At 56.9% G+C, this 13395-nt stretch carries 11 protein-coding genes and 2 pseudogenes; 6 read left to right on the top strand and 7 right to left on the bottom strand.

Features of this window, described 5'->3' with window-relative positions; genetic code table 11:
• Positions 1-54: 54 nt before the first annotated feature.
• Positions 55-1761 (bottom strand): ABC transporter substrate-binding protein, encoded by a 1707-nt coding sequence (locus AVI_RS23735; protein ID WP_049777466.1) that lies wholly within the window; start codon positions 1759-1761, stop codon positions 55-57.
• A gap of 1476 nt (positions 1762-3237) precedes the next feature.
• Here AVI_RS23735 and AVI_RS29330 point away from each other — a divergent pair.
• From AVI_RS29330 to AVI_RS31955, 3 genes are all read left to right on the top strand, one after another.
• Positions 3238-3552, top strand: a complete 315-nt coding sequence (locus AVI_RS29330; protein WP_012650490.1) for a transposase — start codon at positions 3238-3240, stop codon at positions 3550-3552.
• Positions 3503-4018, top strand: a complete 516-nt coding sequence (locus AVI_RS23715) for an IS5 family transposase (RefSeq protein ID WP_148213984.1) — start codon at positions 3503-3505, stop codon at positions 4016-4018. Before AVI_RS29330 ends, AVI_RS23715 begins: the two co-directional genes overlap by 50 nt.
• 1027 nt (positions 4019-5045) lie before the next feature.
• The gene (locus AVI_RS31955; protein ID WP_470207172.1) at positions 5046-5645 is read left to right on the top strand and encodes a helix-turn-helix transcriptional regulator; all 600 of its coding nucleotides are present in this window, start codon (positions 5046-5048) and stop codon (positions 5643-5645) included.
• Between the two features lie 287 nt (positions 5646-5932).
• On the opposite strand, the gene AVI_RS23705 is transcribed toward AVI_RS31955, so the two are convergent.
• Together AVI_RS23705 and AVI_RS29320 are read right to left on the bottom strand one after the other, a co-directional pair.
• The gene (locus tag AVI_RS23705) at positions 5933-6448 is read right to left on the bottom strand and encodes an IS5 family transposase (RefSeq protein WP_148213984.1); all 516 of its coding nucleotides are present in this window, start codon (positions 6446-6448) and stop codon (positions 5933-5935) included.
• Entirely contained in the window at positions 6399-6713 is a 315-nt protein-coding gene (locus AVI_RS29320; RefSeq protein WP_012650490.1) for a transposase, read from the bottom strand. The genes AVI_RS23705 and AVI_RS29320 overlap by 50 nt, the downstream gene beginning before the upstream one ends.
• A gap of 28 nt (positions 6714-6741) precedes the next feature.
• Here AVI_RS29320 and AVI_RS23695 point away from each other — a divergent pair, with 28 nt between their 5' ends.
• Entirely contained in the window at positions 6742-8481 is a 1740-nt protein-coding gene (locus AVI_RS23695) for a HAMP domain-containing methyl-accepting chemotaxis protein (protein ID WP_049777441.1), read from the top strand.
• A gap of 13 nt (positions 8482-8494) precedes the next feature.
• Here the strand turns inward: AVI_RS23695 and AVI_RS23690 are convergent.
• Positions 8495-9195: pseudogene (locus AVI_RS23690) on the bottom strand (IS6 family transposase).
• Here AVI_RS23690 and AVI_RS31555 point away from each other — a divergent pair.
• Positions 9136-9354 (top strand): hypothetical protein, encoded by a 219-nt coding sequence (locus tag AVI_RS31555; RefSeq protein ID WP_244427807.1) that lies wholly within the window; start codon positions 9136-9138, stop codon positions 9352-9354. The pseudogene AVI_RS23690 and the gene AVI_RS31555 sit on opposite strands and share 60 nt — an antisense overlap.
• Here the strand turns inward: AVI_RS31555 and AVI_RS23685 are convergent.
• Complete coding sequence (locus AVI_RS23685; RefSeq protein ID WP_139191523.1) at positions 9344-9619, bottom strand: hypothetical protein; 276 nt, start codon at positions 9617-9619, stop codon at positions 9344-9346. The genes AVI_RS31555 and AVI_RS23685 overlap by 11 nt on opposite strands.
• Before the next feature lie 103 nt (positions 9620-9722).
• Positions 9723-9939: pseudogene (locus AVI_RS23680) on the bottom strand (DUF3072 domain-containing protein).
• 132 nt (positions 9940-10071) lie between these two features.
• On the opposite strand from AVI_RS23680, the gene AVI_RS23675 reads away from it, so the two are divergent.
• The gene (locus AVI_RS23675) at positions 10072-10737 is read left to right on the top strand and encodes a DUF72 domain-containing protein (protein WP_012650506.1); all 666 of its coding nucleotides are present in this window, start codon (positions 10072-10074) and stop codon (positions 10735-10737) included.
• A 126-nt stretch (positions 10738-10863) separates the two neighbouring features.
• Here AVI_RS23675 and AVI_RS23670 read toward each other — a convergent pair whose 3' ends face one another.
• Positions 10864-13221 (bottom strand): hypothetical protein, encoded by a 2358-nt coding sequence (locus AVI_RS23670; protein ID WP_012650505.1) that lies wholly within the window; start codon positions 13219-13221, stop codon positions 10864-10866.
• Between the last annotated feature and the right edge of the window lie 174 nt (positions 13222-13395).

Raw genomic sequence — 13395 nt, 5'->3', positions numbered from 1 at the left:
CCTTTGAGGGAGGGTTTAAAGTGGTACATTTCAATGTCTGACGTCGCCCTGTCGCTAGTTTCGCCAGCTGTCGACGAGCGCGTCGTAGTCAACGGTGACCGGGCTTTGTTTTTCGTTCTGGATTTTCGGCTGCGGCGCGAGGTGGCCGTTCGCTACGGCGACCTGGTGCCAGTACTGGAGATCGCGCTGTTCTGACAGCACCGGACCGATGGCTCCCTGGATTTCGGCACGCTCAAGGCGCTGGAGGACACGTTCCTGGTTGGCGCATAGCGAATCCAATGCCTCCTGCGGGGTTTTCGTCCCCGCTGCTGCGTCGCCGATAGCCTGCCACCATAACTCAGATAGCTTCGGATAGTCGGGAACGTTGGTGCCGGTGGGCGACCACTGGACGCGGGCCGGCGAGCGGTAGAACTCGACGAGACCGCCGAGTTTGGAGGCCCTTTTCGTAAAGCTCGTGTCGTGTATCGTAGACTCGCGAATGAAGGTCAGGCCCATATGGCTTTTCTTGACGTCGACAGTTTTCGAAGTGACGAATTGGGCGTAAAGCCAAGCCGCTTTAGCTCGGTCCACGGGCGTGGATTTCAATAGCGTCCACGAGCCGACGTCTTGATAGCCGAGCTTCATCCCGTCCTTCCAGTAGACGCCATGCGGCGAAGGAGCGAAGCGCCATTTCGGGGTTCCGTCGCCTGTCACGACCGGAAGGCCGGGTTTGACCATATCCGCGGTGAAGGCGGTGTACATGAAGATCTGCTGCGCAATCTCGCCTTGCGCCGGAACCGGACCGGACTCGGAAAAGTTCATGCTGCCTGCCCTTGGAGGTGCGTAGGCCTTCATCCAGTCCAGATACTTCTGAATGGAATAGACTGCAGCCGGGCCGTTGGTGTCGCCGCCGCGGGCGACGCAGGAGCCGACCGGCTGGGACTTCTCGTTGACCTTGATGCCCCACTCGTCGACCGGAAGACCGTTCGGCAGGCCCTTGTCGCCATTGCCAGCCATCGACAGCCAGGCATCGGTGAAGCGCCAGCCGAGCGACGGGTCCTTCTTGCCGTAGTCCATGTGGCCATAGACCTTCTTGCCGTCGATCTCGCGGCCGGTGAAGAACTCGGCGATGTCCTCATAGGCGGACCAGTTGACGGGAACGCCGAGGTCGTAGCCGTATTTCGCCTTGAAGTCGGCCTTGTTCTTCTGGTCGTTGAACCAGTCGTACCGGAACCAGTAGAGGTTCGCGAACTGCTGGTCGGGTAGCTGATACAGGTCGCCGTCCGGTGCCGACGTGAACTTGAGGCCGATGTAGTCGTTCAGGTCCAGGTCCGGATTGGTGACGTCCCTGCCCTCGTCGCGCATGAACTTTGTAAGTGACCGGGCCTGTTGGTAGCGCCAGTGCGTGCCGATCAGATCCGAGTCGTTTACGTACGCATCGTAGGAACTTTCACCGGACTGCATCTGGGTCTGGAGCTTGTCCACGACGTCGCCTTCGCTCGTGAGCTCATGGTTGACCCGGATGCCGGTGATAGCCGTGAATGCCGGAGCGAGGACTTCCGACTCGTATTTATGCGTCGTCAGAGTCTCGGAAACGACGTTGATTTCCATTCCTTGATAAGGCCTCGCCGCTTCGATGAACCACTTCATCTCGTTCTCTTGATCAGCCCGAGATAGAACCGATAGCGAGCCAATCTCGGATGAGAGGAATTCGCGGGCTTCTTTCATGCCTGCGAATGTATGATGGGGCATGAGAAGGAAGAGACATACCGACGAGAACATTATTCTCAATGAACTACGGTCATTTCTATCCATAAGTTTATCTCTCCCCGGGCAGGCACTTCTTTTGATATCGTTTATGTCATTGTATGACTGTTGCATGATTTTCCGATGTTCCATTCTGATAATATTACCTTCTTTATTTCAGGCTTCGTTGCGATTTACTGTCTAAAAGACTCTGAAACCGCGTTGAGATGCGGCCTTAATCTAGAGATTGTCCGCGCGGCTGCAGCTATCTCCTCTCTCGGCAATCTGGCGCTTATTTCCTGCTGGAGGTCGACGGTCGATACGCGACTTCTCGCCATATCCAGTCCTTTCCTCGCATCGCTGACGACACTGAGAATGCTGAGATCGGTAAGGCGCTCTAACTCCGAAGGAAATGCGATTGCGAAGGGCGCGGCATGATCAGAAGACATGCCAGGAGGCATGTCTATCTCAGCGACCCACATTCCAACCCGCAGCTCGTTCAAACGCACTCGTTTTCTCATCGCCTTACTCTGCAAGCTGTTGTTATTATTAGAGACGGCGGACATTGCTCCGTTCCAGTCCGTTAACCATCTCATCGTCAAGCGATGGACAAAATGTTAACGCTACGGCTCGCTTCGCGTCAGGTATGTCTAATTTCGTAAAAATGATAGGAACTGATGCTAGCCGTCGCAGCGGGTCGTCGACGGCACTCGGCGGCAACTCAACTCGCGTGAATGGGTGTTCGTGAATTGGGGCGCGGCTGTCTTTTGTTTCGTCTCAACTCGACCTACGGTGGCACCGCCGAAGCTGCAGGGTGTGCGGCTAAGAAAAAGGTGCCGCGTTGAGCAGTTGCCCGATAGCCAACGCTAACGGATTCGTGTACCCGAACGCGTGGTTGGCAATCCATTGACCTAGCGCCGCAAGACGAATGGCAGCTACTCGGATAAACGCAGGGTTAGCGTATCCGCACGATGGGGACCCGAAGGCACCGGGTCCCTCAGTCAAGCGGCTGGTATTCAGGCCGTGATCGAGATACGTTTTGAAACGGTGCCCACGCACAACGTCCGAGCGACTATTGCTTGATGGAGGCGCTATTATAGGACGCTGGAGCTTGTAACGTGACGAGTTGTCCGCGTATTTCGGACAGGGTCGCTGCTTGGCGTCGAGTGCCGCGGCCGTTTCTTTGTCGACAACGCGGACCTCATGCCGCTCCCGCTTCTGGATAATGGTTCCTATCAGGGTTCGCGAAAGTTCAGCTGCGTCACCCTTGCTGAGTTTTCCCTGTGCGACCTTCCAGAGCAGCGCTATGGCGTCCGTGGTAAGTGTTTGACCTGCCATATTGGCATTGTTAATAGCGTCGTTCACAAGCCGCAATGGGTTGAACTGCGTTGTGGTAGCCATCATTACACTCGTTTTAGGCGGTGTGGACGGATTGCCGCAAGTTTAATTTCTGCGATTCCCAAATCCGTATTTGAATGATTCATGGGTTGCCGGTTTCAGAGGAGATCGGCGATGCTGACGAAGATGACAGAAGCGGACTGGACGGTCGCACTTGAGGTTTTCCGCGCCTCGCTTCCGCGGCGGGGCGACAAGGGTCGAGATGACCGGCTGTTTTTGGAGGCCCTGCACTATTTCTCCGTCAACAATATCACCTGGCGCGGTCTGCCGGAGCGCTATGGACATTGGAACAGTGTCTGGAAGCGCTTTTCCCGATTGAGCAAGGCGGGTGTTTTTGAGATTTTCTTCGAGCACCTTGCCAGCCTGAGCACGTCGGCCGATCTGGTTCAGATGTTCGACAGCACCGTGGTGCGCCGCATGTTTCGGTAGCAGGAGCAAAAGGGGGCAATATGGCCAAGCGCTTGGCCGCTCGCGAGGCGGCTTCTCGACCAAAATCCACCTGAAGACCGATTTCGACGGACATCCCATCGCCTTTGATCTGACCGGGGGCGAGAAAGGTGACGCTCCGCACTTTCCAATCCTGCTTGGCCTTGGCCCCGATGTAGATCCCCGCGCCGCCATGGGCGACAAGGGCTATGACAGCAAGGCTAACCGCCAGGCCGCAAGAAGGCGGGGTGCGGTTCCCGTCATTCCTTATCGTTCAACGGCAAAATCAAAGCCGACGTTCTTTCCCAAAGCGCTCTATAAAGGTCGCGCCCGCATCGAGCAAGCAATCGGAAAACTCAAGCGCTTCAAGCGCGTTGCGCTACGATGCGAGAAGACCAAACAAAATTTCTCCTCCATCGTCGCAATCGCCGCAGGCTTCATCTTGATCAAATCCGTCCACACTGCCTAGGAGTTGATTTAATGCTTGCTGTAATGATCCAATGACTTTCCTTAGACAATATCATACTTCGATTTTACGTAGTACGTGCCGAAATATGATAGGACTCTCGCAATCTATACAAACATCGGTCTGATCGAGCGCCACAGCCTCGATCGCTTCTCACGCGCCGACCAATCGGTAGCCTGCCCGCCAAAAGCTTCTCGAACGAAGCGCTGTCGCTAGATACCCGTCGACGTCGTATGAGACTTACCGGTATGAGCTTGCAAGGCGCGCACTTACATATCAGCCGAATGGTTCCGGCTGCCAGGAATTCGGTTCAAGCCATAGGTCGGTTTGCCGCTTGCCGTCTCGCTGACGTGGCGAACGCTCTACAGTCTGGCAAAACCCGCAGGCCTCGGTCGTAGCTATGTACAGCTGCGGATAGTTGGCCGGGTCCGAAGGGGCGGGAATTGCGTGTTGATCATCAACACGCTCCACAGTTTGCCCGTCGTACTGTTGAGGTGTTTTCGCATTCACTATGATAATTTCGTTAAATGCATAGCTTCGATGATCGGCGGTTAGTGACGAATGGTTGCATTAGTGGTAAGTCACGGCTAGAGACCGCTTTCCTACTATCCCTCCGATCTGCTCGCTGTCGTGAGCGGCATTTTATCACGAGTTTTCGATGCCTGTCTTGAATTCTGTTGCGAACACGGTTCCGACAAGGTTTCGTTTCGATCTCCTAACCCACGATGATAACGACAGGTTACAGTCAGACAGTTTGTGCCCGGTTGGATTCACTTCTCTTGGTCGAGAGCCGGTCCGTCTCAAGTTCGGCGGGACTAAAATTCGAGATTTTTGTGTTTGGAAAACGGAGTCCGCGACAGGTTTCGAAGCCCGGCCGCGTGTTGTTTCGGATCTGGTGACTATCCGATTCCCTATAAGCGGCGGCTTGGCGCGTAAGGACGGTCGGGAAGAGGTCAACATCGACCGAGGACAGGGCGTTATCATACCTTTTCGGGATATGGAGTATGAGCGAACTTCCCGGAGCGCCAGTATGATAAGCTGTACAATCGCATCCGTAAGCATATTCCAGAAAATGCAGGCGCTGTACGGGGAGGAACGTAGCACGTTCGCATCCTTCGTACCCGTCGTCGACGTGAACATACCTCAGATCCGCATCTTCAGGACCGCGCTCCTCCGCTTGCACGACAACCTCCAGCAGCACGGAGACCATAATCCGCTGTCTTTTCCGATAGTCGAGGAACTGCTCGTCTTCCACCTGCTGTCCTGCTGGCCAACAACGGCGGCCGTGAGACCCACCGCCGACCAGGTAAACAACCGAGTGCTTCGAAACGCCCTCGATTACATAGAAGCGAACCTAGCAAGTCCGATAACCGTGTCCGAGATCGCGTTCGCCGCAGGGGTCAGCGTTCGCAGTTTGCAGATCGCTTTCAGGGAATCGAAAGGCATAACTCCGGTTCAGTACATTATCGAATGTCGACTTGACCGCGTCCACGATGCCCTCAAGCGAGGCTTCGCTCCAGGCTACATATCGCAGATCGCAAATGCCTGGGGTTTCCAGCATCACGCGGACTTTTCTCGAAGATACCGAAAGCGGTTTGGCGAAACTCCCAAACAAACACGGACGCGCTGACTGCGCTTCGAGCCGTACAGGCGTTGCATGTCGGATGGCCCAGCGCGGAGGCGATCCGAAGAGGCCACTCACACTTCAGCCGTGAATGTATAGTGGCCTGCCAGCAGTCCCAGCGACCTGCTATCCCGTTGCGGACTCTCCTCACCTCACAAGCGCGGGACGTTCCGGCCCTTACGAGCCGCCGGTCATCTCTTTTATCGATGTCGAAAATACAATTAACGCGCAGGTTTAATACCGAAAGCGAATAAAGGGGTCCAGCGCGCTGACAGGGCGTTTCCGTTAGCATTTTAGGCAGTGTGGACGGATTTGATCAAGATGAAGCCTGCGGCGATTGCGACGATGGAGGAGAAATTTTGTTTGGTCTTCTCGCATCGTAGCGCAACGCGCTTGAAGCGCTTGAGTTTTCCGATTGCTTGCTCGATGCGGGCGCGACCTTTGTAGAGCGCTTTGGGAAAGAACGTCGGCTTTGATTTTGCCGTTGAACGATAAGGAATGACGGGAACCGCACCCCGCCTTCTTGCGGCCTGGCGGTTAGCCTTGCTGTCATAGCCCTTGTCGCCCATGGCGGCGCGGGGATCTACATCGGGGCCAAGGCCAAGCAGGATTGGAAAGTGCGGAGCGTCACCTTTCTCGCCCCCGGTCAGATCAAAGGCGATGGGATGTCCGTCGAAATCGGTCTTCAGGTGGATTTTGGTCGAGAAGCCGCCTCGCGAGCGGCCAAGCGCTTGGCCATATTGCCCCCTTTTGCTCCTGCTACCGAAACATGCGGCGCACCACGGTGCTGTCGAACATCTGAACCAGATCGGCCGACGTGCTCAGGCTGGCAAGGTGCTCGAAGAAAATCTCAAAAACACCCGCCTTGCTCAATCGGGAAAAGCGCTTCCAGACACTGTTCCAATGTCCATAGCGCTCCGGCAGACCGCGCCAGGTGATATTGTTGACGGAGAAATAGTGCAGGGCCTCCAAAAACAGCCGGTCATCTCGACCCTTGTCGCCCCGCCGCGGAAGCGAGGCGCGGAAAACCTCAAGTGCGACCGTCCAGTCCGCTTCTGTCATCTTCGTCAGCATCGCCGATCTCCTCTGAAACCGGCAACCCATGAATCATTCAAATACGGATTTGGGAATCGCAGAAATTAAACTTGCGGCAATCCGTCCACACCGCCTAGTGGAACTTCATGAGCAATTTGACCGTCTGGTACATCAAGTATCTGATTTCAGTGCCGCGGGCTCCCGCGGCCCAGTGTGCAAGCGAGATGACTTTAGCGTTGCATCAACAACGGCGGGCAGCGCGCGCCGACTTAGAAAGATGACAATGGCACGAACCAGCATTAAGACGGCGCTCCCATCCTTGGTGATACTCGCGGGAATCGTCTTCCTAGCATTTTCGACATTCGCGGTGGGACAGATCTCTGCCATAAACTCCAATGTTGGCAGTATAGCGACAAACTGGCTGCCGAACGTGTCGTCAGCGAAGGAAATGAACGTCGCGCTCGGTGACCTTCGACTGGCTTACAGAAACTACATAATGGCCCAGTCTGAGGACCAGTTGCAGAAAGCCGACGGCGCTATTACGGCTGCGATCGCTGACTTCCGGAAGCAGGCTGACTTATACAGGAGCCTACCGATGACCTCTACGGACGAAGCGTTGATCGGTCGCGTGATAGATGTCTTCGACGGCTACGTGGTCACTGGATCAGGCATTACCGGATCCTTCAAATCCCGAGGCCTTTTAGCTTCCATCAACGCTGTCAGCACCGAGTTGGGACCCGTCGGTGACCGGATCGCCGAAGACCTCGACGCTCTCGTGGACTTCAACACCAAGGGCGCACAAGATGCTTATACTGCCAGCCAGGCATCATACAGCTGGACGGTGCAGACGAGCTATATCGCCATTGGCGTCTCGGTTCTCATAATGGGAGTCATCGTCTACTTCGCTTACTTCTGTGTCGCCCGGCCGATCGAGATCGTAAGGGATTCCATTGCGAACCTCGCTGCGGGCCAGACCGATCGCGCGATACCTTTCGCGGGAAGAAAGGACGAGATCGGTTCTATCGCCGAAGCCATCGAGACGTTCAGGAAGGGCGCCATTGAAAAGAAGCAGTTGGAGGAGACCGCAGCACGCCACCGCGCGCAGGCGGAAGCTGAGCGAGACCGTATGAAAGCGGAAACGGAAGCAGCTGCCAACGTACGCCTTGCTGAGGCGACTTCCGGGATTGCCGACGGCCTGCGCCGTCTTGCTGACGGCGACCTTTCGTTTCAGATCACCGAACCTTTCGCCGCGGAATTCGAAACACTTCGCAGCGATTTGAATTCGGCGGTGATGCGTCTCGGGAAAACCGTCGAGTCGGTCGCTCGTACCACGCACGCGCTGGATGGTGGTGCGCGTGAGATTGCGCAGAGCGCTGACGACCTCTCGAAGAGGACGGAGCAGCAGGCTGCCTCCCTCGAAGAGACCGCTGCAGCACTCGACCAGATCACCGCGAACCTGACAAACTCGTCCAAGCGCGCCGAGGAAGCGCGGGAAGCCGCAGCGCATGCGACGGTCAGTGCCAAGCATTCCGCCACGGTAGTCGCCAACGCCGTGAACGCCATGGGGCGCATCGAAGCATCTGCGAACCAGATCGCGAGTATCATCGGCGTGGTAGATGAAATCGCGTTTCAAACGAACCTTTTGGCGCTGAATGCGGGGGTAGAGGCGGCGCGCGCGGGCGACGCCGGAAAAGGCTTTGCGGTCGTCGCGCAGGAAGTCAGGGAATTTGCACAGCGCTCGGCGCAGGCCGCGAAGGAGATAAAAGGGTGTTGTCACGTTAAGTTTCCCATCCCGAGAATGGGTTGAGGTTCTCGGATTTTCAGGGGATGCAAGCCGCAATTTTCCATGCGTCGAAAGCTTCGAGGCGATGGTAGCGAATTGTTTGTGCGGCTCGGCGGCGGGATGGAACTGAAAAGCAATTCCGGGTAGCGGAGTGCATGGAGACGAACCGTTGCAATGCTCCCGTTGATCGGTGGCCCTGCATGGTTCGTTCCCTTTTTCGAAACGGAAGGTGGCTGTTTTCAGCCCGATTGTTGAGGCCTTTGTGTGACCAATGAACGAGGCGGGGTGCCACGTCCGCCTTTGCTGCGCCGTAGGAGCGCAATTTATCAGTGATGATACGTTTGGGAACAAAGCAATAGCGTTTCATCAACGCCACCAGCAGGCGCTTGGCCGCCTTTTTGTTGCGTCGCTTCTGCAAGATTTCTTCAAGAACAGTGCCATGCTGATCGACCGCACGCCAAAGCCAGAACTTCTCTCCGGCGCATTTCACAACGACTTCGTCCAGATGCCAAACATCGCCCGGCCGTGGCTGTCGTCGCCGCAAGTTGCGAGCGATCTGGGGTCCGAACTTGGCGATCCAACGCGAACCGTCTCATAAGAAACGTCGACACCACGCTCAAGAAACATTTCCTCAACTTCACGCAGGCTCAGATTGAACCGCAGGTAAAGCCAGACTGCATGAGCAATGATTTGCGCAGGAAAACGGTGACGCTTGAAACTGATATCGGATGTTTGCATCGTCGAAATCTACGACCAACCCGAAACGCAGCCAACTGTGAGCCGATTAACGTGACAACACCCGCCGGCCTGCTGAGCCGACATGCGGTTCAAAAAGAAATCGCCGCCTCGGAAGGCGGCGAAAGCGACGCGGACGAAGGAGCGTCCTTTATTGAATGATACCGGTCGTCTGCAGCCGCTTCGTCATCGCAATCGGGCTGACGAGCATTGCCGTCGAAGCCAGCGCCATCGACAGGCCGAGCTTCATTGGAAGAAGCAGCAACTGGTCGAGCAATGCTGTATCTGGATAGGCGCCTGCCGCGCTATCAATCGTCCGCTCGATCGGCCGGACGACCGCCTTGGCGGCATCTTGTACTTCCGTGCTGACCGGTTCAATACCGGGAATGCCTGTGGGGATCGGTTCACCAAGCTTCAGGTCTGACATGGTCGCGTCCTTTCGCGGTTGACGATCCATAAGTGCTGCAGCGAACAAAGGTTCCGTGCAGCATCGACCTCCAGGCGGTTCATCTGCCATCAGAGACATCACGTCACTCCAGATCGAGGGACTGCTTCAGTTCATCGATCCGTTTTGACGCTTCCGCCTTGGTTAGATCCTCGGCACAGGTATCGGGCTGATGCGCCTGCTCCGACAAGGTCTTCAGATAGGAGCGTTGGGCGCCGGTCAATCGGCTCATCGCCGCTGACCCAGTCGTCCGGGTCTTTCTGCGTGTTGGAAGAGGTATCGGTTTTCGGGTTGTCACTCATAACGATCTCCTGAATTCGTTCTGCAAACGTTCTTGGCTGGTTGATGGTTCCGGTTTGTGCTTGATCGGCGTAAGGAACTCGGCTGCCGGCCCTTCGTATCGCTTGCGAATTGCCAAGCTGAGGAGAAGACAATTGCCGATCATTGCCACCGCGGCTTGGTCTATCCCGAAAAAGGTGGCCGACCGGTTTGCGCAGGGAGGAAGCAGCCTCACCCGATATGCATCGGTCTTCGACGGCGTCGAGGTCAATTCGACCTTCTACCGCCGGCACAAGACGTCGACATTCGCAACGTGGGAACACTCCGTACCCGACGCATTCCGGTTCGCAGTCAAAATTCCTAAGGAGATTACCCACACTAGCGCGATGAGAGACATCGCCGAGCCGTTCGACACTTTCCTCGAAGACATCGCGCCTCTTGGAGAGAAGCGTGGACCACTGCTCTGTCAGCTGCCGCCATCGCTGACCTTCGATGTTGAGGTGCTCCAAACAGCGTTCAAGACGATGCGGGATGCCGATGATGGGCCGATCGTCATCGAGGTACGGCACAAGAGCTGGGCATCGGCCGAAGCGCTGGATCTGCTGAAGACCTATAGGATCGACCGGGTTCTGGCCGATCCTGCGCCGGTATGGCCGGTGGAAGATTTCGACACGCCGCCGAAATACGTCCGTCTTCATGGCAAACCAAAAATCTACTACTCGAGCTACACTGATAAGGAGATCAGATCGTTCTCGAAACTGCTGGCAGCGCCACAGCTGGTGCGTGTTCGACAATACCGCATCAGGGGCCGCGATCGATAACGCGCTGACAATGCTCGAACTGCGCTGAAGCTTACCCCTCTTTCTCCGCGAGCTGCGACAAAGCAGCATCCCGCGCGGTCTGTCGGCCGGAGTGGGCGGAGCGCCAGAGTGCTCCACCCTCTCTGATCAAGCGGCTTCCCAAGCCTGGTTCAAGATCTTTGCCGCGAGCGCCGCCTTGTCCTGCGGCAGGAAGCGGCCGTAATGCTGCTGCACGACATCCGGGGTATCCTGGATCGCATAGCTCGCCTGCTCGTAGGATCCCGTCTGCTTCAGGATGTGCGTCGCGAGAATATCCCGAAGGTTATGCGGCCCATGTGGCAGCAGGCCCTTGATCGCACCGCGACCGGTATAGGGATTGTAGATGCCATAGCGCTGGATGATCGTCCTCCAGGCCTCGTAGAACTTTGTCGAGTCATAAGCTGCATCGTAGCTCGTCGTCTTCACGGTCTTGACGAAGAACGTTCCGGGGTCCTTGGCACTGCCGAGCAACACACCGCGATGCCGATCGATATAGACCTCGAGGTATTTGTAGAGGTCAAGCAGATCAGGAAGGATCAGCCGGAACGGTTTTTGCCCGAAGAAGGACGAGCCGGAATTCTTGAAGGCAACAGAGGGGATCAGCACCTCCCAGCCATCCTTCCGGTCGCTCCATCGCAGTTCTCCACATTTCATGTCTTCCAGCCGGCGTTCGGACGTCGGAAAATGCCCACGCGGGCAAAGCCGAAGCTGGCGTAGGTTCTTCTGCCGAAGGCCCAGATGCAGTCCGAGCCGAAGCATCAGGAAGGAGCGAACGGCTTCGGCGGCCGGGCGCGGATAACGATCCCGGTCCGGCATGCGCTTCAGGATTTCGTCGGTGATCTTGCGATACTCCGCCAGCGGACTGTCGGATTCCAGGATCACCATGATCGGTTCGAACGGATCGCGATGGACGCGCATCACCCGCTGCACCTCCTTCGAGCGATTGGCGGCATGGCGGTGAAACGCATCGCAGGCGCCGTTCCAGTCACGTGCGGCGAATTCGATTTCCTCAGGTGCGATCAGGCCTTCGATCGGCCTGACATTTTTCAGAAGCTCAGGGTGCTGCCGGATCCATCCCACCTCTGCCCGGGTAAGAGCCTGCGCGACCATCAGCATGTCCTCTTCCCATTTGGTGTAGAATCCACGCCGCTGCTCAAGCCATTGCAGATACCAGTCCCAGACGCCAGGAAAGATCAGCAGGCCGAAAGTCAACTGGCTGAGCGGGACGCCGCGACCCTTGACGATGCCGGTAGGCGAAGCAGCGAGCGCGCCGAACATCAGTCCGAGGTGCTCCACCTTCTGCGACGCCGACTCTTCACCCCAGACGCCGTTGCGCTGGAAACCGATCGCCGTCAGCGTCGAAGTCTTGAATCGGATCAGGTCGGCCATCTCCATCGCCAGCCGCGGCGGCGCATCGACCACACCGGACAGCAGGTCCGGGTCTTCGAATGAATCGTCCACACCGCTGCTTGCGCCAGACGTCAGAAAGGGCGATCGGGGAGACAACGTTCCTCCGCCATAGGTGACCCCCGGAAAGCGGATGGCATACCGTTGTTTGCTCGCCGCCGCCTGATAGCGGTGATAATCGGTCGAGCCGGAAATGATCACCCGCCGCACCCAGTCGAGGATTTCCTCGCGCTTCGAGAACGGCAGGCTGCCGAAGTCGTCGGGCAGATGCCAGGCCAGTCTCCGCCGTTCGGCCGGATTGATGTCACCGAGATCGTGACCGTGCAGCGATCGGGATTGGTGCGGCAGCTTCTCTTTAAAGTAGCCTTGTCTTAGTTGGTAGCGACGCTCGATACGCGACAGGATGTCGAAGCTGGCAATGGATCTCGGCGCCCGTTCACCCTGAACCCAGGACAACAGGGTCTTGTCGTCAAAGGTCTCACCGAGGCGAACAATGGCGCGATAGAGCTGCCAGCAACTGTCGCCGAACCGGCGCATGTGGTAGACGAGCGCGTCGCGGAAGGTTTCCGGATCGTCCGCTGCCTCGAACAGCGGTGGTGGAAATTCCTGGATCGGCTTGGGCTGTGGCCCTCTTTGCGCTGAGGCAGGTTGAACCGGAGTTCCGTCGCTGCCCGTTCGTTGCGGCTTGCGTGTGGACGATGTGGTCGATGTGGGCGCGCGCATGCCGGGCTTGGCCGCTTTGCTTTTCGGTTTTGACGGTCGAACGTCTTCCAAAGCCGCCGGCGCGCCGAGCCAGCGGATGATGGCGTCGAGGCCGGGACGGAGCTGCTTTTTCAGCTCCGTGGTCAGGTCCTCTTCGATCCCGCAGGCATCCGCAATGGCCGCCCAGTGGATGCGGCCATTCAGCAAGGGCGGTGACTTGCGATAAATGATCAGGCTGACGAGGTAGGGCTTGATATTCTCTAAGGTCCGTTTGGATGTGGCCGGTGCAATGCGCACCTCACAGAATTCCGAGATTTTTCGTTGAAACTGACTTGAGGCAATATCTTGTTTTGGCATGCTAATATTCCTTCTCGGCCCCAATGCCGAGGGCGAGCCGAAATAGAAGCTCTCGTTTAACAAAGGATGTAACGTCCAGAGCGAACAGGTACTCAGGTGACGCATGTCTTAAAGGCCCAGTGAAGCATCTATACGCATGGGCCAGCCTTCGAACAAAGCGGTATGCCTAACTGG

The sequence above is a fragment of the Allorhizobium ampelinum S4 genome (genome assembly GCF_000016285.1).
GTDB lineage: Bacteria > Pseudomonadota > Alphaproteobacteria > Rhizobiales > Rhizobiaceae > Allorhizobium > Allorhizobium ampelinum.
Note: the sequence above shows the minus strand (reverse complement) of the source record. Positions and strands in the feature narration are given on the sequence as shown.

Excerpts from the sequence above, each read along its gene's own strand:
- AVI_RS23685 (WP_139191523.1), bottom strand. The coding sequence starts at position 9,619 with ATGTCAGACCTGAAGCTTGGTGAACCGATCCCCACAGGCATTCCCGGT.
- AVI_RS31955 (WP_470207172.1), top strand. The coding sequence starts at position 5,046 with ATGATAAGCTGTACAATCGCATCCGTAAGCATATTCCAGAAAATGCAG.
- AVI_RS31555 (WP_244427807.1), top strand. The coding sequence starts at position 9,136 with ATGAGCAATGATTTGCGCAGGAAAACGGTGACGCTTGAAACTGATATC.
- AVI_RS29330 (WP_012650490.1), top strand. The coding sequence starts at position 3,238 with ATGCTGACGAAGATGACAGAAGCGGACTGGACGGTCGCACTTGAGGTT.
- AVI_RS23735 (WP_049777466.1), bottom strand. The coding sequence starts at position 1,761 with ATGTTCTCGTCGGTATGTCTCTTCCTTCTCATGCCCCATCATACATTC.
- AVI_RS29320 (WP_012650490.1), bottom strand. The coding sequence starts at position 6,713 with ATGCTGACGAAGATGACAGAAGCGGACTGGACGGTCGCACTTGAGGTT.
- AVI_RS23670 (WP_012650505.1), bottom strand. The coding sequence starts at position 13,221 with ATGCCAAAACAAGATATTGCCTCAAGTCAGTTTCAACGAAAAATCTCG.
- AVI_RS23695 (WP_049777441.1), top strand. The coding sequence starts at position 6,742 with ATGAATCATTCAAATACGGATTTGGGAATCGCAGAAATTAAACTTGCG.